The 18,824-nt window shown below is 39.8% G+C and carries 18 protein-coding genes and 1 other RNA gene; 16 read left to right on the top strand and 3 right to left on the bottom strand.

The genetic code is table 11. The features are described 5' to 3' along the window. Positions 1 to 10: 10 nt before the first annotated feature. The 4 genes from MHI57_RS11650 (at position 11) to ssrA (ending at position 4,218) form a co-directional block, all read left to right on the top strand. Entirely contained in the window at positions 11 to 757 is a 747-nt protein-coding gene (locus MHI57_RS11650) for an alpha/beta hydrolase (protein WP_095371912.1), read from the top strand. A gap of 77 nt (positions 758 to 834) precedes the next feature. Continuing rightward, positions 835 to 3,114, top strand: a complete 2,280-nt coding sequence (rnr, locus tag MHI57_RS11645; RefSeq protein ID WP_412728606.1) for a ribonuclease R — start codon at positions 835 to 837, stop codon at positions 3,112 to 3,114. 103 nt (positions 3,115 to 3,217) lie between these two features. Beyond that, the gene (gene smpB, locus MHI57_RS11640) at positions 3,218 to 3,685 is read left to right on the top strand and encodes an SsrA-binding protein SmpB (RefSeq protein ID WP_095371914.1); all 468 of its coding nucleotides are present in this window, start codon (positions 3,218 to 3,220) and stop codon (positions 3,683 to 3,685) included. Positions 3,686 to 3,858: 173 nt separating this feature from the next. Further along, positions 3,859 to 4,218, top strand: a transfer-messenger RNA (tmRNA) gene (gene ssrA, locus MHI57_RS11635). A gap of 68 nt (positions 4,219 to 4,286) precedes the next feature. Here ssrA and MHI57_RS11630 read toward each other — a convergent pair. The 3 genes from MHI57_RS11630 to MHI57_RS11620 form a co-directional block, all read right to left on the bottom strand. Next, positions 4,287 to 4,703 carry a hypothetical protein gene (locus MHI57_RS11630; protein WP_340976438.1) on the bottom strand — a complete coding sequence of 139 codons (417 nt, stop codon included), beginning with the start codon at positions 4,701 to 4,703 and terminating at the stop codon, positions 4,287 to 4,289. Positions 4,704 to 4,962: 259 nt separating this feature from the next. After that, a complete protein-coding gene (locus MHI57_RS11625) occupies positions 4,963 to 5,364 on the bottom strand; it encodes an ArsI/CadI family heavy metal resistance metalloenzyme (protein WP_340976437.1) in 402 nt (133 codons plus the stop codon). Positions 5,365 to 5,379: 15 nt separating this feature from the next. After that, positions 5,380 to 5,682: an ArsR/SmtB family transcription factor gene (locus tag MHI57_RS11620; protein WP_095371917.1), complete on the bottom strand. Its 303-nt coding sequence runs from the start codon at positions 5,680 to 5,682 to the stop codon at positions 5,380 to 5,382. A 186-nt stretch (positions 5,683 to 5,868) separates the two neighbouring features. On the opposite strand from MHI57_RS11620, the gene MHI57_RS11615 reads away from it, so the two are divergent. From MHI57_RS11615 to MHI57_RS11560, 12 genes are all read left to right on the top strand, one after another. Further along, positions 5,869 to 6,204: an ArsR/SmtB family transcription factor gene (locus MHI57_RS11615; protein ID WP_322910457.1), complete on the top strand. Its 336-nt coding sequence runs from the start codon at positions 5,869 to 5,871 to the stop codon at positions 6,202 to 6,204. Positions 6,205 to 6,216: 12 nt separating this feature from the next. Continuing rightward, on the top strand, positions 6,217 to 7,518 hold the full coding sequence (locus MHI57_RS11610) for an arsenic transporter (protein ID WP_322910458.1): 1,302 nt from the start codon (positions 6,217 to 6,219) through the stop codon (positions 7,516 to 7,518). A 12-nt stretch (positions 7,519 to 7,530) separates the two neighbouring features. Further along, positions 7,531 to 7,953 (top strand): arsenate reductase (thioredoxin), encoded by a 423-nt coding sequence (gene arsC, locus MHI57_RS11605; RefSeq protein ID WP_307317771.1) that lies wholly within the window; start codon positions 7,531 to 7,533, stop codon positions 7,951 to 7,953. Positions 7,954 to 8,114: 161 nt separating this feature from the next. Further along, positions 8,115 to 10,016 (top strand): helix-turn-helix domain-containing protein, encoded by a 1,902-nt coding sequence (locus MHI57_RS11600; protein WP_340976430.1) that lies wholly within the window; start codon positions 8,115 to 8,117, stop codon positions 10,014 to 10,016. A 268-nt stretch (positions 10,017 to 10,284) separates the two neighbouring features. Continuing rightward, a complete protein-coding gene (locus MHI57_RS11595; RefSeq protein WP_095371923.1) occupies positions 10,285 to 12,456 on the top strand; it encodes an acetate--CoA ligase family protein in 2,172 nt (723 codons plus the stop codon). A gap of 8 nt (positions 12,457 to 12,464) precedes the next feature. Continuing rightward, positions 12,465 to 12,914, top strand: coding sequence for a MaoC family dehydratase N-terminal domain-containing protein (locus MHI57_RS11590; RefSeq protein WP_095371924.1), 450 nt, complete (start codon positions 12,465 to 12,467; stop codon positions 12,912 to 12,914). A 20-nt stretch (positions 12,915 to 12,934) separates the two neighbouring features. Next, positions 12,935 to 13,354 (top strand): MaoC/PaaZ C-terminal domain-containing protein, encoded by a 420-nt coding sequence (locus MHI57_RS11585; RefSeq protein ID WP_307317766.1) that lies wholly within the window; start codon positions 12,935 to 12,937, stop codon positions 13,352 to 13,354. Positions 13,355 to 13,367: 13 nt separating this feature from the next. After that, entirely contained in the window at positions 13,368 to 14,531 is a 1,164-nt protein-coding gene (locus MHI57_RS11580; protein WP_095371926.1) for a thiolase C-terminal domain-containing protein, read from the top strand. Positions 14,532 to 14,542: 11 nt separating this feature from the next. Continuing rightward, the gene (locus MHI57_RS11575; protein ID WP_095371927.1) at positions 14,543 to 14,953 is read left to right on the top strand and encodes a Zn-ribbon domain-containing OB-fold protein; all 411 of its coding nucleotides are present in this window, start codon (positions 14,543 to 14,545) and stop codon (positions 14,951 to 14,953) included. 18 nt (positions 14,954 to 14,971) lie between these two features. Then, positions 14,972 to 16,168, top strand: coding sequence for an acyl-CoA dehydrogenase family protein (locus MHI57_RS11570; RefSeq protein ID WP_095371928.1), 1,197 nt, complete (start codon positions 14,972 to 14,974; stop codon positions 16,166 to 16,168). A 21-nt stretch (positions 16,169 to 16,189) separates the two neighbouring features. After that, positions 16,190 to 17,323 (top strand): acyl-CoA dehydrogenase family protein, encoded by a 1,134-nt coding sequence (locus MHI57_RS11565; RefSeq protein WP_095371929.1) that lies wholly within the window; start codon positions 16,190 to 16,192, stop codon positions 17,321 to 17,323. A gap of 23 nt (positions 17,324 to 17,346) precedes the next feature. Further along, positions 17,347 to 18,819, top strand: a complete 1,473-nt coding sequence (locus MHI57_RS11560; protein ID WP_095371930.1) for an aldehyde dehydrogenase family protein — start codon at positions 17,347 to 17,349, stop codon at positions 18,817 to 18,819. Positions 18,820 to 18,824: the final 5 nt, after the last annotated feature.

Genomic DNA, 18,824 nt, shown 5'->3' with positions numbered 1-18,824 from the left:
AGTTTACATAATGAAAGTAGTTCAACCAAAACCATTCACATTTGGAGATGGTAAACGAGCAGTATTATTATTACATGGGTTTACTGGTAATACAGCAGATGTTCGCATGATGGCAAGATTCCTAGAAGGGAAAGGTTATACTTGTCATGCGCCATTATATAAAGGCCATGGCGTCCCGCCGGAAGAACTTGTCCATACGGGACCAGAAGATTGGTGGCAAGACGTCATGAATGGTTATCAACACCTAAAGGAAATGGGGCATGAAGAAATCGCGATTGCCGGCTTATCTCTTGGTGGGGTATTTTCCTTGAAATTAGGTTACACTGTACCTGTAAAGGGTATTATAACCATGTGTGCACCTATGCATATTAAATCTGAAGAAGTGATGTACGATAATGTCGTTGATTATGCCCGACAATATAAGAAGCTAGAAGGAAAATCACCCGAACAAATCGAAGAAGAAGTAGCTAAGTTTAAAGAAACACCAATGAACACATTAAAGGCATTACAAGCATTAATTGCAGATGTTCGTCATAATGTGGATATGATTTATTCTCCGACTTTTGTTGTGCAATCAAGAGAAGATCATATGATTAATACTGAAAGCGCGAATATTATATACAATGAAGTAGAAAATGATCAAAAACAGATTAAATGGTATGAAGAATCCGGTCATGTCATTACACTTGATAAGGAAAGAGATCAGCTGCATGAAGATGTGTATCAATTCTTAGAGCAGCTTGATTGGCAAGTGTAAGTTGGATCGAAGTTTGAGGAGTGTTGTCAATCGTGGATAACCACAAAAAAGAGCTGGTCGATAAACTATTAAATTATATGAAGGACGAGGCGTACAAGCCTCTAACAGTACAAGAAATGGAGGAGGCCTTTGGGATAGAAGACTCCACCCAATTTAAGGATTTTGTAAAGACTTTAGTCATTATGGAGGAACAAGGCTTAGTTGTGCGTACAAGGAGTAATCGCTATGGATTACCTGAAAAAATGAATCTTGTGCGCGGGAAATTATCTGGTCATGCCAAAGGATTTGCCTTTGTTATTCCAGATGAACCAGGACTCGATGATTTATTTATCCCACCAAATGAAACAAATAATGCCATGCACGGTGATATTGTCTTAGCCCGTGTAGCAGCAGAAAGCGCTGGTCAAAGAAAAGAAGGAACCATCGTCCGCATTTTGGAACGTGGTGTGCAACAAATCGTTGGTACATACACTGAGAGTAAGCATTTTGGCTTTGTTATTCCAGATGATAAAAAGTTTGCCAGTGATATCTTTATCCCAAAAGCTGCTTCTAAAGGGGCAGTAGAAGGACATAAAGTTGTTGTTAAGCTCACAACTTATCCTGAAGGAAGAAAGAGTGCGGAAGGTGAAGTAATGGAAATTCTGGGTCATAAAAACGATCCAGGCGTTGATATTCTTTCCATTATTCATAAACATGGGTTACCGATGGAATTCCCTGATGATGTGTTAAAGCAGGCAGAAGAAACGCCTGATGAGATTGATGAAAAAGAAATTGAAAATCGTCGAGATTTAAGAGGCGAAACGATTGTGACGATTGATGGTGCAGATGCGAAAGATTTAGATGATGCTGTTACTGTGACGCAACTTGATAATGGTCATTATAAATTAGGTGTGCATATTGCTGATGTATCTTATTACGTAACTGAAGGATCACCAATTGATGTAGAAGCAGAGGAACGAGCAACTAGTGTGTACTTAGTCGATCGTGTAATACCTATGATTCCCCATCGCCTATCGAATGGAATTTGTTCTTTAAATCCAAAAGTAGATCGTCTCACACTTTCATGTGAGATGGAAATTACGCCTGATGGTGAAGTGGTCAATCATGAGATTTTCCAAAGCGTCATTAAAACAACCGAAAGAATGACTTATTCGGATGTGAATAAAATTTTGGAAGATAACGATGAACAATTAATTGAACGCTATGAGCCACTCGTACCAATGTTTAAGCGAATGGAAGAATTAGCTGCGATTCTTCGTAAAAAGCGTATGCATCGTGGCGCCATTGATTTTGACTTTAAAGAAGCGAAAGTGTTAGTGAATGAAGAGGGTGACCCAAAAGATGTCGTCATTCGCGAACGCTCAGTAGCAGAAAGACTCATTGAGGAATTTATGCTAGCAGCGAATGAAACGGTTGCAGAGCATTTTCATTGGATGGAAGTACCGTTTATTTACCGTATTCATGAAGACCCGAAAGAAGATAAGCTCAGAAGATTCTTTGAGTTTATTACAAACTTTGGTTATATTGTGAAAGGAACAGCCAACGCTGTTCATCCGCGGGCATTGCAGGATATTATAGAAGAAGTACAGGGGACACCAGAGGAAATGGTGATTTCAACAATGATGCTTCGATCCATGCAACAAGCGAAGTACGATCCAGAAAGCTTGGGTCACTTCGGACTATCAACAGAGTTTTATACACACTTCACCTCGCCAATTCGTCGATATCCAGATACAATTGTTCACCGTCTCATTCGTACGTATTTGATCGAAGGTAAGATAGACGATCGCACCCAAGAAAAATGGAATGCGATGTTACCTGAAATCGCGGATCATGCTTCTGAAATGGAGCGAAGAGCAGTCGATGCCGAACGTGAAACCGATGAATTGAAAAAAGCAGAATACATGCTTGATAAAATTGGTGAAGAATATGATGGTATGATTAGCTCTGTTACGAACTTTGGGATGTTTGTCGAACTACCAAACACGATAGAAGGTTTAATCCATGTCAGCTATATGACCGATGATTATTATCGCTATGAAGAACGACAAATGGCAATGATCGGCGAACGTACAGGGAATGTATTCCGCATTGGTGATGAAATTACCGTTCGTGTCATCAATGTCAATAAAGATGAACGTGCGATCGACTTTGAGATTGTTGGAATGAAAGGCACGCCTAGAAGAGAACGCCGACAAGAAACAAAAGTGTTTAAAACAGGTAGTTCAGAAAGAAAGCCAAGGAAATCTGCTGCGCCAGAACGAGGTGAAAAATCTGGTAAGCCAGAGGGTAAGAAAAAGAAAAAACGCAAATTCTATGAAAATGCGCCGAAAGCAAAACGAAAAAAGAAACGTTAATAGACTAATGGAGGAAGCCTTTTTTGTAAGGCTTTCTTCCTTCTTTCCTTTGTTTTTGCTAAAATAAATAAAACTGCTGTGATTTAAGGGAGATGAGAAAGAGATGCCAAAAGGTGCAGGGAAAACAATCGCCCAAAATAAAAAAGCCTATCATGATTATACTGTCGAAGAAACATATGAAGCGGGTATTGTTTTACAAGGAACAGAGATTAAATCTATTCGTAACGGACGTGTGAACCTAAAAGATGCCTATGCACGAATTGTTAATAATGAATTATTCATTATTGGTATGCATATTAGTCCTTACGAGCAAGGGAATATTCATAACCACGACCCATTAAGAACGAGAAAGCTTTTACTACACCGGAAAGAAATTAACAAACTAATAGGTGAGTCAAAAGAAAGCGGCTATGCCCTTGTTCCATTAAAACTATATTTAAAAAATGGTTTCGCAAAGGTTTTAGTTGGATTAGCGAAGGGTAAAAAGAAATATGATAAGCGCGAAGACTTAAAACGAAAAGAAGCGAAACGAGAAGTTGAGCGTGCCTTCCGCGAAAGACAAAAAATGTAATATACCAAAAGCTTACAATTGATATTTCGTTTGTTTGTGCTATAATAGTAATTGTCACTTCAAATAGAGGTGCACAATCTTTGCTCAAAGTTTATCGAGCATTCCGTATGCTGCAACGACTCAGTTGCGCACCTAATACAGTTAGCAGCTTTAAAAAACTGCTACTATCCAATGGGGACGCTACGGATTCGACAGGGATAGTTTGAGCTTAGGTTGCGAGTCGAGGGGATCGTCCTCGTTAAAACGTCAAAGCCTATAACTGGCAAACAACAAAACAACTTCGCTTTAGCTGCCTAATAGGCCTTTAGCGGTTCCTCCCTCCATCGCCCATGTGGTAGGGTAAGGGACTCAAATTTAGTGGGCTACGCCGGATTCCACCGTCTGAGGATGAAGGAAGAGAACAACCAGACTAGCTGCCCGGACGCCCGTCGATAGGCATAAGGAGCAGCGAAACACGAATATATCGACTACACTCGTAGAAGCTTAAGTGCCAATATCTTTGGACGAGGGTTCGACTCCCTCCGTCTCCACCAAATACATATTTGGTGGTTTTTTATTTGGTTAAAACCAATAACATATAAAACCAAGCTATTCACAAAAATTAATGATCCTCCAATAGGTTAACATCAAACGTCTCTTTATTGCCATTCCATTCTATTTCGAATGTATGCATTTTATCTGGCGTAAACATGAATGTCCCATCCTCTCTTTTACTAAGCTGGTTATTATCATCAAGCGTTTCCCCACCGCCGCCGGTGCCAAATAGTGAAGAATGAAAATACCAATGGTCAACTAATACATTTTTGTCATCACCAGTATATTCTATTTTTATCTCATGCCTATAGTTATCCTGATGAATAGATGTATATTTAGAGGTAACAACCCAGTTTTGTCCTTCACCCCTAAAAGAAAAAACTTCACTAGCAAATCTATAATTGTTTATATAGTTATAAATCAAAAAAGTAATGACACCTAGCAGTATTAATAAGGCAAATATTTTATAGTATCTTTTTTTCATTAGGGTTTACCCCTCCTTTTTCTCCTACTACACAACATATTATAATTGAAAATTAGGAATATTATGTACATTAATAAGCAGGATTTGAGAGGCATTAAGAAGTACAGTATTGTTGTTAAGCAAACATATTAATACTAAAGGTAGTTATATTTCACTTTATGCTCCATGTGGAGGATTATAGTAAGTTAAAAACAAGGCACTGATTAGTATCTATTTTTTTAAAATTACTTGTTATTTTAGGAAATGAAAGAAATATCCCTTAAATATCTACACAGCATCCCTCACTCTGAACCTCACTATCCGCCTTCGTATAAAAAAACTCCCACTCATTCCCATCTGGATCGTTGATCCAAAACTTGTCTTGCAGAGCGTAGCAGCAAGTGGTATCCCGTTCTTCACGTGCGAAGAATCCTTCTTGTTCTAATCGTTGTTTATGGTGATCGATTTCTTCTTGTGTTTCTACTTGGAAACCAAAGTGATTCACTTGATTACCGTTTACTTCGTCTTTAACATTAAGGGTAAAGTTGAGTCCAGGTTGTTCTAATAAAAACTTACTGTAAGTGGGTTCGACCTTGATTGGAGAAACACCAAATACTTTTGAATAAAAGGCGATAGATGCTTCTAAATTGGTTACGTTAATGCCGATATGCACATATTTCATTTGAAATGCCTCCTTTTAATTGCAACAAGAATTACTTGATTTTCTAAAGATACAACAAAGTTCTTCTGATAAGAGATGGTTAACGGATTGCTCATTTAATTCATAGTAATTCCATTTTCCTTTTGTCTCTTTTGTAATTAAACCAGCATCGAGCAAAATCTTTAAATGATAGGATAATTTCGATTGCGGAAGAGAGAAAATCTCGGATAAATCACAAACGCATGTCTGTCCCCGTTGGCATAGCTCATACATAATTTCTAGTCTTTTTTGGTCGGCTAATGCTTTAAATTGTTTTTCATATTCAATGAATGGTTTCATGGTTTGCACTTCCTATCAAATTTTTTTGATGTGTTATCAGTATACTTTAACTATAATTGGAAAATCAAGAAATAAATCAAAAAAATTTGATGCGTTTTTTTCTAACAGGGATTGCTTAACTATAGATTTATCTATAAAATAGCATAAGGATATAAGCATTTACTTATACGATAAAGGAGTACCTTAATGAAAAGTACAATTGAGGAAGTTGCGCTTGTGTTAAAGCTGTTAGGCGATAAAACAAGGCTAAAGATGGTGAAGATTCTTGAATCAAGGGAATGCTGTGTTTGTGAGCTTGTTCATTTATTTGATATGAGCCAGCCAGCTATTAGTCAGCATTTACGTAAGTTACGTGATGTTGGTTTGATCTTTGAATCAAGAAGGGGTCAATGGGTTTATTACGGTTTAAATAAACAATATGAGAACTTTCCCTTCGTTTGTATTTTATTAAATCAGCTTCCAAGTCAAGAGGGGCTACTTGAAAGTCTTGAAAAACAAGGTTTGCGCGTATTGTGTGATTAAGGAGGAATGGGTATGACAACGTCAGTGGTTTTGGCATCAGTGATTTTTTTAATCACACTTATTTTAGTCATCTGGCAACCTAAAGGGTTGTCTATTGGTTGGTCTGCCTGTGGTGGAGCGATATTGGCTTTACTAGTTGGTGTGGTAGATTTCCAAGATGTTTTGGATGTAACGTCGATTGTATGGAATGCAACGTTAACATTTATCGCTATTATTATTATTTCTTTAATTTTAGATGAGATCGGTTTCTTTGAATGGTCTGCCTTGCATATGGCGAGAGCGGCAAAAGGGCATGGTGTAAAAATGTTTGTCTACGTGATTTTGCTTGGAGCGATTGTATCTGCTCTGTTTGCGAATGACGGGGCTGCCTTGATTTTGACACCGATTGTTCTTTCGATGGTAAGGAACTTGAATTTTAATGAGAAAATGGTCTTTCCATTCATTATTGCAAGTGGTTTTATCGCTGATACAGCGTCATTACCCCTTGTGGTAAGTAATCTTGTTAATATTGTATCGGCCGATTTCTTTGGCATCGGATTTGTGGAATTTTTCACTGTCATGATTGTACCGAATTTATTTTCTGTTGCGGCAAGTATTTTGGTTCTCTATTTGTTTTTTAGAAAAAGCATACCCGGTCGTTATGATGGTACGCAATTACGGGAGCCACGTGTAGCGATAAAGGATCCACGATTATTCAAGTACTCATGGTGGATTTTGGCGATATTACTAGTTGGCTATTTTGCAAGTGAGTTTGTTGGTGTGCCTGTATCGATTATTGCTAGTATCATTGCTTTTATTTTTCTTATGATCTCTAGAAGAAGTGATGCAGTTGATGTGAAATCCGTCATGAAGGGGGCTCCGTGGAATATTGTTTTCTTCTCAGTCGGAATGTATGTTGTTGTGTATGGTTTGCGGAATGTTGGGCTAACGAGCTTATTAACAGATGTTCTTCAATTAACCGTTGATCAAGGATTGTTTGCCGCAACAATGGGCATGGGCTTTATTGCTGCCATTTTGTCTTCGGTCATGAATAACATGCCGACAGTGATGATTGATGCGTTAGCCATTGCAGATACGAATGCAACAGGTATGATGAAAGATGCCTTGATTTATGCCAATGTCATCGGATCTGACCTTGGACCAAAAATCACGCCAATTGGTTCACTTGCTACTTTATTATGGTTACATGTGTTATCGCGTAAAGGGGTGAAGATTTCTTGGGGTACCTACTTTAAAACAGGTATCATTCTAACGATTCCCACCTTATTTATCACCTTATTAGGTCTTTATATATGGTTATTAATTATTCATTAAAGGAGTGTTCATATGACGAAAAAAATCATTTATTTTCTTTGCACAGGGAATTCTTGCAGAAGTCAAATGGCTGAAGGTTGGGCAAAGCATTATTTAAACGAAGATTGGCAAGTCTATAGTGCAGGCATTGAAGCACATGGACTCAATCCAAAAGCTGTAGAAGCGATGAAAGAAGCAGGGATAGATATCTCACAGCAAACTTCGGATGTGATAAATACCGACATCTTAAATCAAGCGGATTTGGTTGTCACCTTATGTGGCGATGCTGCTGATAAATGTCCTATAACACCGAAAGAAGTGAAACGAGAACATTGGGGATTTGATGATCCTGCCAAAGCAATTGGCACGGAAGAGGAAAAGTGGCAAACGTTTACTCGTGTAAGAGATGAGATAGGCGAGCGGTTGAAGCGGTTTGCTGATGCTGGTGAAAAGTAGTCATACACCGTCATGGAAGTACCTCCATGGCGGGTATTTTTATTCTGAATAGTTAAAATATATAGTTAATTAAACTTTTGTTATGCTACACTTGTAATAAATAACGACCAACATTGTCTAAGTCACTCAATGAAATAAGGGTAGGAGGGAATAGACGGTTTATGACTAAAAAAGTTGTTCGTAGGAATGGGAAGCGTAATGAAGGCAAAGCTAGACAATTGACAAATGAAATTGATAATTTTTTAATTCTATGTATTTATGAACAGCAAAAAGAAGCAATTGCCAAACAAGAGTCGATTGAAAAAGAGAAGGCACCTATTTATTATATCTCAGGTGTCAAATCTTTTATGATTTGGGAAAAGGCATATCAAGAAAATCCGGCTGTTTTTAATTCGTTAAGACAAATCGCAAGAGATCGCTTTATTCATCAATTGGCAGATCATATCGTGCATTTTCTTATCGAGAAAAACAAAAATTATTCCTCCCTATTTACAATGGTTTTTTTAGATCATCAACTAAGGGGACTTGCCATTTCAGCAATTGAAAATAGGCTAAGGGCGGATACCTTTTTAAATGAGGAAGCTGCTTGGGAAGAGTTTTGTCAGTGGTTTCAGCGGGGAATCGCAGAGTGGGTATTAGATGTAATGGCTGACGAACTTGGGATGGAGCACCTCAGTCAACTAAAGAAAGCTGAATTAAATCAGCTCTTCTATCAATACCTGTCTAATTTTTTGCTGAACAGTAAAGAATTTCTTTCTATGTTCACGATAATCGTAAATGATTATGCTGATAAATGGATCAATCAACTTTTTAAATATAGTAAATGCACTGTACAGGAATTAGAAAAGGCTATCGCTCATGGAGTAGATTGGAGAAATTCATCTCTAGTCCCTTCTCAGAGAGAGAATATTTGTGTAATGAATAATGCCCCTTATCAAGCGGTACGAGAGGCGCTATATCAAGTTTTTCATTGGGATCAAGAGAAAGAAAGGTATTGTAGAAGAATCCAGAAAGGTCATGTGCAAGGCTTATTGATGATTAACGAGATAGTAGAAGATCAAAATATAGATCGCTTTACGTTAACAGATTTGGATGTTGATGTACTCGATATGTTATGTGCCAACTTTCTTGCTATCGCCAAGCATCATGAAGATGTTATTACGATAGAGGTGGATGAACTGCTTCGGATGAGGGGCTTGTTACCTAAACGCGGTGGAGAAGGGAGACGCGGAGGGTATGAGCGGAGTCAACGTCTAAGAATTATGAAATCGCTTACAATTATAAAAAATCTTTGGATCGATATAGAGACTGTGGTATATCAAAAAGGAAAACCAGTCGAGAAAAGGTTAATGGGTAATGCTTTTGACGTGTATGACCAAAATGAATCACAGCAAGTGTTGAAATATAAAATGGGTCCTATATTTTCCCCATTTCTATATGGATCCGGTAGGCAGGTTATACATCTACCACTTAAAATATTGCAGTATGATCCTTACAGAAGGTCTTGGGAGAAGAGGTTAGGGAGATATATGCATTGGCGTTGGAGAGTCCAGGCAAAGAAGGGCGATTATTTAAAACCACATTATATTTCAACATTACTCGCAGCGATAGGTGAATCATTAAATATAAGATTGCCTTCAAGGACAAGAGAACGATTTGAGAGCGCGCTTGATACGCTACAAGAGGATGGTTTACTCTCTGCATGGTATTACGAAGCATGGGAAGAATCCATTGTGGATAGTAAAGGCTGGGGGAATACTTGGAAGCAAGCAAAGATTATTATTCAGCCACCTGAGGAAGTTGTTGAAAGGTATGCTCAATTGAAGAAAACGACTTTTGAAGTGAAAGTGAAAGACCATCAATCGTTAACAGATCACGTCCTTTTAGGTAAACGTGTAAGAGAAGTAAGAGTGACAAATGGCTTGTCGTTATCACAATTAGCGCAAGAAGTTGAGGTGTCACAAGCTTATATCAGTACGATAGAACGAGGAATTAAAGTCCCATCTAAACGGGTGGAAGGTAAGTTATTACGCTGGATAGAGATAATGGAAAAGAGGCAATGAGCACAAGTTGTGTGATCATTGTCTTTTTTTCGTGGTAATCCCTTGCCATTGTCGAGGTGATCTTGTGTCATAGTCGAGATGATATAGTACGTAAAAAAATAATTGTGAAAGTTTCTGCCTACGGTAAGTAAAGGTTTAGTTGATATTTACTTTTTTTTACTACCTAATAATTAAATGTTTAATGTTTTCTTTACGCCTGATCCATTAGCGTTCATTTTGTAAGCTATCGATAGAAAGAAATTGATTTTTATTTAGTGAGGTGAATGTAATGATAAATGAAAACGTTTCCGCAAAGGATGAGCTACATTCTTTTTTTTATCCGCAATCAGTAGCCGTGTTAGGTGCATCTGAAAACCCGAAGAAGCTTGGCAATATCCAGGTGAAGGCATTATTAGATGGGGGCTTTCAAGGAGATATTTTTCCTATTCATCCTACTTCAAATGCAATTCATGGAGTGAAGTGCTACTCATCCTTACAAGCGGTTTCACATGCAGTTGATTTAGTCATCTTTTGTTTAAGTGCTCACCAGATTCAGCAAGGGCTAGAGCAATGTGTAGAAAAGAAAGTGAAGGCAGCGATTATTTTTGCTTCAGGATTTTCTGAAACTGGAGAGTCGGGAGAAAAACAACAAAAACAAATAGCGGATTATGCAAAAAAGCATGGTCTCCGTTTACTTGGTCCAAATTGTGTCGGCCTTGTTAATACGCTGAATGGTCTGGTCGGTACATTTTCTCCTGCTGTTATGAGCTATCCTCTTAGTGAACAACGCGCAGTTGGGTATGTATCGCAAAGCGGCGCCTTTGGTGTGCTTACGTATATGGCTGCTGCCCAACATGGATTAACGTTCAATTATTTTGTGAGTGTTGGAAATGAAATGGATACCAGTTTTGAAGATGTAGTTGAGTATATGGTTCATGAAAAGCAAACGAAAGTGATCAGCGGTTATTTGGAAGGTGCGAAAAAACCTAAAAAATTAAGGGGATTGGCATACGAGGCGCTTGAAAAAGGGAAACCGATTATCGTTATGAAGGCAGGGCGAGGAACTGCAGGAAAAAGAGCAGCCGCTTCTCATACGGGTTCATTAGCCGGCTCGAACGATATTTATGACGCATTTTTTAAACAAACTGGCATGATTAGAGCCAATGATTATGATGAAATTATTTCATTCTCGAAATTATTCTTATCTGGCAAACTGCCAACAGGGAGAAATACCGTAATTATTACAAGCTCGGGTGGCAGAGGGATTAACGAAGCCGATCGTTGTGAAGCTAATGGCTTGTTGATTCCAAAATTAAATGAGGAAACTCAACGGAAAATCAAACAAGTGATTCCTTCCTTTGCTAGTGCAGCCAACCCAATTGATCTAACTGCAGCGGCTTCTGTATCGGCACCAGAGCTATTTACTGCGCCATTAAAAGCCTTAATGGAGGATCCGGATGTAGACAATATCATTCTTACAGAGTTCCCCTTATTTTGGGATGAAGAGACGAAGGAATTACAAGAATTTGTTGAGATGTGTAAAAACACGAATAAATTTGTGTTTGTAAGTACATTTCCGTTAGAAGGAATGAGTATACCTAAAGGGCAACAATATATGGTCGACCATGGTGTTCCAGTGATACCGGGTAACTTACAAGCGATATCTGCGCTCGCAAAGTTAGTCGAATATAGCGAAAAATATCGTGCGTATCAAAAAGAGAGTGTTCGAGAACGGGCATCTATTCAGAAGAAAGAGAACGTAGCGTATTTACTGCAAGAGAATCAAATTTTAAGCGAATGGGATGCAAGCAAAGTGCTACAGGCTTACGAAATTCCCACTACAAAAAAGAGCTTAGCAACTACCGTGGATGAAGCGGTTCAGCAAGCGAACAGTATTGGTTATCCTGTTGTATTAAAAATTGATTCAAAAGACATTTTGCATAAAACAGAAGCAGGTGGTATACGTCTTTCCTTGCAAAATGCAGAGCAAGTAAAGCAAGCATTCGATGACATTCTTCTGTCCGCTCACAAATATCATCCTGATGCCCACATTAATGGGGTGATGGTGCAGGAAATGGTGGCAAAGGGGACGGAAGTTATCGTTGGTGTGACGAGAGATGCCAGCTTTGGACCGGTGATTATGTTTGGTTTAGGCGGCATTTTTGTTGAAGTGTTCAAAGATATTGCTTTCCGGGTTGCACCGATCACAAGACAAGATGCGCTTGAAATGATAAATGAGATTAAAGGAAAAGCCATTTTCGACGGTGTACGAGGTGAAGAAGCGCTTGATGTAGAGGGCATTGTCGACATCTTACTGCGTGTATCCTCACTTGTACAAGATTATGACATTGAAGAGCTAGATTTAAATCCAATCATTGTGACTGAAAAGTGCGCAAAAGCGGTAGATGCACTAATTGTAACAAGCGCTGCACAAACAGAAAATATGCTCGCTAGGAGGTAGTGGTATCGATGCTCGATCAGACAATTATCGGTAAGACTGGGTCAACGTTCATGTTTGAAGTGGATAAAAGACATGTTAAACAATTTGCTCAAGCTATAGGTGATGACAATCCATTATATACGGAACCAACTTATGCTAATCAGAGTCCCTATAATGGGCTGATTGCGCCACCTACTTTTCCGGTGGTAGCAGGGGTAGAGGGTGAAGGAATAGAGCTAGATTTAGATAAAAAGAGAATGCTTCATGGTGAGCAGTCCTTTATTTATCATCGCCCACTAAAAGTAGGCGAGTCTCTTACTTGCCAAATAAAAGTAGCAGACCTTTATGAAAAAGAAGGAAAAAAAGGAAAGATGCAATTTATTATTCTGGATACCGAAATGAGAGACACAGAGGGGGATTTAGTGGTTACAAGTCGCATGAATATCATCTATACCCAGCCTCCAGTCCAGGCAGTATAACGATACGAGGAGGAATGACAATGCTAAGATTTGCCGATTTGGTAGACGGTCAAGAGTTAAAACCATTAGTGAAGCCTGCGGTATCGAAGGTTCAACTCGTCAAATACGCGGGAGCATCAGGAGATTACAACTTATTGCATACCGACGATGCTTTTGCTAGAAGTATGGGATTACCAGGAGCCATCGCACATGGCATGTTAGTCATGGGATTCTTAGGAGAATATATCCAACAATTAGCTGGTGTGACTGCGAGAGTAGCGAAGTTTAACATGCGTTTTGGAGCGATGACTAAACCGGGGGATGAGATTACTTGCGCAGCTACTGTAAAACGCGTATACGAGGACGAAGGAAAGAAATATGTGGAATTTGAGTTGCAAGCGGCTAAATCAATAAAAGAAATCGTTGGATCAGGTTCTGCATTGTTGGAATTCTTTGAATAAGGAGGAGTTGACGATGGAAAACATTAAAAACAAATATGCAATCGTCGGAGTTGGAGAAAGCGAACGTTCAAAAAAGTCGGGTACAACCCCGTTACATTTGGCGTTAGATGCAGCGCGAGCAGCTATTGCTGATGCTGGACTTGAGACAAAAGAGATTGATGGATTTATGAGTTACAGTGAAAACGATTCATGTACGGCACATCAATTATCTACCTATTTAGGCGTGAGACCGAAATATGTAAAAGATATTATGGGTGGCGGAAGCAGTACAGAAATGTTAATTGCTGACGCGATTGGTCTGATTGAAACAGGTCAAGTAAATACCGTCCTTATTTATCGATCTATGAATGGCAGATCAGGCGTAAGAATGGGCGGTGGTGGCTGGGATGTGAACATGCTGCAAAATGCGATGGATGGCGGTAGCTTTCTCATCCCATATGGAGCAGGTAGTCCTGGGCAATGGTTTGGCTTATTTGCCACACGTCATATGCATGAAACAGGGTTAACGAAGGAGCATCTAGGTCATGTTTGTGTGAGTTTTTATGGGCATGCACAAAGAAATCCGAAAGCCTTCTTTTATGGAAAGCCATTAACAATGGAAGCTTATCATGATACGCCTGATTTAAGCTTCCCATTTAATAAGCATGATTTCTGCTTAGAGTCAGACGAAGCAAATGCAATCATTGTTACATCCGCCAAACGAGCTGAACAATTACCGAAGCAGCCCGCTTATATTATGGGAATCGCCGCTAGACAATGTGTTTCACACGCACATTATTGGAACAATGTAGATGAAGTCGCTTCAGACTATGTTGCTAAGGATGTATACAAGAAGGCAGGGGTTACCGCAAAGGACCTCGATGTCGCATCTATTTATGACTGCTATAGTTGGGTTGTGTTGCGGCAGTTAGAGGCATATGAGATAGCGAAAAGAGGCGAAGTGGGAGACTTTGTTGCCGATGGACATCTCAAGATGGGTGGGAAGCTGCCGAGTAATACAGCTGGTGGCATGCTTTCAGAAGGATACACACATGGAATGAATAATGTGATTGAAATTGTGCGACAGATTCGTCACGACTATGAGGGATCAGACCGACAAGTGAAGGATTGTGAAGTTGGTTTATGTACGGGCTGGGCAGGTCCAGATATTGCTGGTGCGATGATATTAAGGAATTAGGAGGAATACGAATGAGCTATGAGAAACCGATACCGTTAAAAAATGAAGATAATGCCCCCTTTTGGGATGCGGCTGACCGCCATGAACTTTTTTTGCAAAAATGTCATACATGCCAACAGTTCGCCCATCCACCTGGACCGGCATGTGCAAAGTGTAGCAGCAGTGATCTGACATGGGAGAACTTAGGCACAAATATTAAAGGGCGTGTGTATTCTTACGTCATTTCCCACCGCCCTTTCTTGCCAGGATTTCACAATGATACGCCACTTGTCATTGCCGTTATTGAATTGGCTGCCTATCCAGAAGTGAAAATGATCGGTAACATTTTGGATCATGCGATAGAAGACATCCATATCGGGATGGAAGTAGAAATGACGTGGCAGAAGATCAATGATGAGCGTGCCCTACCACAATGGGAATAGGATGGGAGGAGAGAAAAGATGGACTTTTCATTTTCAAAAAAAGAAGAAAAGTTTAGACATGAATTACGTACATGGCTCGAGGAAAACTTGCCAGAAGGGTGGTTGCATGGAGACAGAAAATTACCAGAAGATATGAATGAGTATTCTCGCTTCTTAAGAGATTGGCAGCGCAAGCTTTATGAAGGTAGCTGGGGGGCAATTGCTTGGCCAAAAGCGTACGGAGGAAGAGAAGCTAGTTTAATTGAAGAAATCATCTATCAACAAGAAATGGTTCGCGTTAGTGCACCGCCTCTAGTAAATTATGTCGGCATCCATATGGTTGCCCCTTTGCTTATGCAAATGGGAAGTGACGAACAGAAATCAGCTTATATTACTAAAATCATTTCTGGAGAAGAGGTTTGGTGCCAAGGATATTCTGAACCAAATGCGGGCTCAGACTTAACAGCTATTCAGACAACTGCAGTAAAAAAAGGTGATCGTTGGGTGATTAATGGGCAGAAGGTTTGGACGAGTTTTGGTCATTTAGCAGATCGCTGTTTCCTATTAGCGCGTACTTCAAAAGGGGAGAAGAAACATCATGGTATTACCGTTTTCCTTTTGGATATGCATCAAGAAGGTGTAGAGACTAGGCCTATTATCCAGATGGATGGGGAACATGACTTTAATGAAGTCTATTTAAATGATGCGATTGCTTATGATAGTGATATTGTTGGTGAGATCGATTGTGGCTGGCAAGTAATGATTGCTTTACTTATGCATGAACGTACGGGTATTGGTGGTCAAGTATTTACATTAGAGCAGCAATTTCAAGATTTAGTAACGATGGCTAAGGAATGGACGGAGGACGGGCAGCCTGTCATAAAAAAGGAAAGTGTAAGAAATGCATTAGTTGATTTATATGCAAAATCTAGGGGATCTTTGTTGAACTATTATCGTAATTTAACGAAAACATTGAAGAATGGTCAACCGGGCTCTGAGGGCTCTTTAGATAAACTGATAGTAAGTGAGGCGACACAAGAACTCTTTGCCTTATCCGTATCTATTCAAGGTCCACACGGGATTCTTTGGAAGCAGGATGCGGCAATTGGTGATTCGTATTGGCAGAAACAGTATCTTTATTCCTTTGGTATGACAATTGGCGGGGGAACAAGTGAGGTACAAAGAAATACTATTGCAGAAAGAATACTAGGACTACCTAAGGATCTAGGACGTTAACATTGTTGGAGGTGAAAAAGAATGGATTTCGCATTAAATAAAGAACAGGAATTATTCGGTAGTTATGTAAGGAAGTATTTAACTGAGCAAGGTACAACCAATATTGCCCGTGCTTTTATTGATGGTGATGGACAAAGATTTAATCAAGCATTTCAAGGATTAGTTGAATTAGGCTATCCAAGTATCAATGTGTCAGAAGACTATGCGGGAATGGGCTTAGGTTTATTAGACATGGTATTACCACTTGAGGAGATGGGGAGAAGTGTCCTGCCGGGGCTGTTTTTGGAAACGAATAGTTTCTCTGTACCACTTATCGAAAAATATGGTACAGAGAAACAAAAGCAAAAGTATCTACCTGCAATTGCCGATGGTTCCCTGCAGATTTCGGTTGCTTGGATAGAGCCAAAAGGAAGTTACAAGGCGTCGTCGATCCAAGTAAGTGGGGTAGAAAAAGGTGATGATTTTGTTCTTAACGGCGTAAAATCGTTAGTAGCAGATGTCGAACTAGCTGATACTTTTCTCGTTCCGATTCGAACCACTTCATCTAGCCATGAAGAGGGAATTTCACTTTTTCTAGTGGATAAGGCAATGATAAAAAACGTTACACAGCAGCAAAGTATTGATGAAACACGGAAGCTATCGCAAATTCACTTTGAAGATGTAATCGTTAATAAAGAGCAATTACTAGGAGAGCTAAACCAAGGTGATAACATTCTCGAAGAAGGACTGCTATCTTTTAATGCATCAATTTGCGCCATTATGGTGGGTTGTATGGCTGCGATTGTGGATATGGCAGCAGAATACGCAAAGATACGGGAACAATTCGGGCAACCGATTGGCCGTTTCCAAGCCATTAAACATGCGATTGCCAATATGAAAGTGGATTTAGAACTGTCAAGGTCACTATCCTATTATGCCAATTGGGCTTACGATACAGCAGCTGAAGATCGTCAGGAATCCATATTTGCGGCGCGTATTTTTATTCATAACGCCCTGCAAAAAGCAGCAGCAGCCAATGTACAAATACATGGCGGGATTGGATTTACTGAAGAATTAGATTGTCATTTATATGTGAAAAGAGCGCGCTATTATGAACACTATCTAGGTAGTAGAGAGAGCTATTATGAAAAGGCAGCAGCAGCTTTAGGATGGTAAAAGAAAAAAGGGGAGTGATTGTAATGCAGACCATAAATGAAATCGAACATTATTTAAATGTAATCAATGGAAAGCAATTGCCAGCTACTCAAGGAAAACAATTAACAAGTATAAACCCTGCAAATGGCAAGGTATGGGCGACAATCCCCTGTAGTACAGAAGAAGATATTGACTTAGCAATCAAGCATGCCAAACAGGCCGTCCCAGCTTGGTCGCAATTATCAGCAATGGAACGTGCAAAATATTTAAGAGAAATTGCGTTACAGGTTGAAAAGTATGGCGAAGAGTTAGCGATGTTAGAAACGAAGGATAATGGGTGGGTTTATCGGGAAACATTGCACGGTCTCATTCCATCATTAGTGAGTATTTGGTTAGACGCAGCAGGAGCGGCGTCACATGTCAATAAAGGTGAAACGGTCCAACTTGATGAGGAAACAATCGGGTACACGCTTAGGGAACCGTTAGGCATTGTTGTTGGTATTCTTCCATGGAATGCCCCATTATTTACCTTTACGATTAAAGCGGCGTATGCCCTTGCAGCAGGCAATGCCGTGATTATCAAACCTTCCGAGCATGCGAGTGTATCGAGCTTAAAATATACAGAACTGCTTAATCAAATTCTTCCTCCGGGAATATTAAACGTCATCTCAGGAGATGGTTCTACAGGTTCGTACTTGGTCGGTCATAGAGATGTTGATCGGGTGACGTTAACGGGATCAGGTCAAACTGCTCGTGCGATTACAAAGAAGCTGGCACAATCGCCAAAGCCTGTCACTTTTGAACTTGGAGGGAAATCCCCCAATATTGTGTTCGCTGATGCGGATGTAAAGAAAGCGGCAGAAGGCGTCACATTAAATGGTATTTTCACGGGGAATGCTGGACAAATTTGTGTCGGCGGCTCTCGCATTCTTGTACAAAAAGACATCTTACCCGATTTTCTTCCTTTAATGAAAAAGTCCATTGAAGAGTCAATTCATTTTGGTGATCCTATGAATCTAGCGACATCGATGGGACCAATTGCGAACAATGTCCAATATAAAAAGGTTTGCGACTTTATTGAATTAGGAAAGCAGGAGGGGGGAGAAGTCATCTTTGGAGGAAATTACGGTGGGGAGAGCTTCTTTGACGATCAAGCAGATCTTCAAAAAGGATACTGGGTGGAACCAACGCTGCTACTAGTGAAGGATTCTTCTCTACGAATCTGTCAGGAAGAGGTTTTTGGTCCGGTGTCGGTCGTCTTGCCATTCGATAATGAAGAAGATGCCCTGCGTCTTGCCAATGATACAAGCTTTGGCCTCGGAGCGGGCATATGGACAAACAATTTAGGGAGAGCCCATCGTATGATGAAGAAAATTGATAGTGGAAATGTTTGGGTCAACACGTATCGAAGAGTAGGACCAGAATTACCGTTTGGTGGATTTAAGGAGAGTGGATTTGGTAAAGATTCCTTATTAGAGAACACCCGTGAAAAGGCGTGCGTGATCCATATCGGGTAATTAAG

Source organism: Cytobacillus sp. FSL K6-0129 (assembly GCF_038007625.1).
GTDB classification, from domain to species: domain Bacteria; phylum Bacillota; class Bacilli; order Bacillales; family Cytobacillaceae; genus Cytobacillus; species Cytobacillus kochii.
This window is presented reverse-complemented; position numbering and strand designations above follow the sequence as displayed.

What these genes read in the sequence shown, in the direction of transcription:
- arsC (WP_307317771.1), top strand. Translation starts at nt 7,531, where the DNA reads ATGACGAAAAAAATCATTTATTTTCTTTGCACAGGGAATTCTTGCAGA.
- MHI57_RS11650 (WP_095371912.1), top strand. Translation starts at nt 11, where the DNA reads ATGAAAGTAGTTCAACCAAAACCATTCACATTTGGAGATGGTAAACGA.
- MHI57_RS11615 (WP_322910457.1), top strand. Translation starts at nt 5,869, where the DNA reads ATGAAAAGTACAATTGAGGAAGTTGCGCTTGTGTTAAAGCTGTTAGGC.
- MHI57_RS11570 (WP_095371928.1), top strand. Translation starts at nt 14,972, where the DNA reads ATGGACTTTTCATTTTCAAAAAAAGAAGAAAAGTTTAGACATGAATTA.
- smpB (WP_095371914.1), top strand. Translation starts at nt 3,218, where the DNA reads ATGCCAAAAGGTGCAGGGAAAACAATCGCCCAAAATAAAAAAGCCTAT.
- MHI57_RS11585 (WP_307317766.1), top strand. Translation starts at nt 12,935, where the DNA reads ATGCTAAGATTTGCCGATTTGGTAGACGGTCAAGAGTTAAAACCATTA.
- MHI57_RS11595 (WP_095371923.1), top strand. Translation starts at nt 10,285, where the DNA reads ATGATAAATGAAAACGTTTCCGCAAAGGATGAGCTACATTCTTTTTTT.
- MHI57_RS11560 (WP_095371930.1), top strand. Translation starts at nt 17,347, where the DNA reads ATGCAGACCATAAATGAAATCGAACATTATTTAAATGTAATCAATGGA.
- MHI57_RS11620 (WP_095371917.1), bottom strand. Translation starts at nt 5,682, where the DNA reads ATGAAACCATTCATTGAATATGAAAAACAATTTAAAGCATTAGCCGAC.
- MHI57_RS11630 (WP_340976438.1), bottom strand. Translation starts at nt 4,703, where the DNA reads ATGAAAAAAAGATACTATAAAATATTTGCCTTATTAATACTGCTAGGT.
- rnr (WP_412728606.1), top strand. Translation starts at nt 835, where the DNA reads ATGAAGGACGAGGCGTACAAGCCTCTAACAGTACAAGAAATGGAGGAG.
- MHI57_RS11600 (WP_340976430.1), top strand. Translation starts at nt 8,115, where the DNA reads ATGACTAAAAAAGTTGTTCGTAGGAATGGGAAGCGTAATGAAGGCAAA.
- MHI57_RS11580 (WP_095371926.1), top strand. Translation starts at nt 13,368, where the DNA reads ATGGAAAACATTAAAAACAAATATGCAATCGTCGGAGTTGGAGAAAGC.
- MHI57_RS11575 (WP_095371927.1), top strand. Translation starts at nt 14,543, where the DNA reads ATGAGCTATGAGAAACCGATACCGTTAAAAAATGAAGATAATGCCCCC.
- MHI57_RS11590 (WP_095371924.1), top strand. Translation starts at nt 12,465, where the DNA reads ATGCTCGATCAGACAATTATCGGTAAGACTGGGTCAACGTTCATGTTT.
- MHI57_RS11625 (WP_340976437.1), bottom strand. Translation starts at nt 5,364, where the DNA reads ATGAAATATGTGCATATCGGCATTAACGTAACCAATTTAGAAGCATCT.
- MHI57_RS11565 (WP_095371929.1), top strand. Translation starts at nt 16,190, where the DNA reads ATGGATTTCGCATTAAATAAAGAACAGGAATTATTCGGTAGTTATGTA.
- MHI57_RS11610 (WP_322910458.1), top strand. Translation starts at nt 6,217, where the DNA reads ATGACAACGTCAGTGGTTTTGGCATCAGTGATTTTTTTAATCACACTT.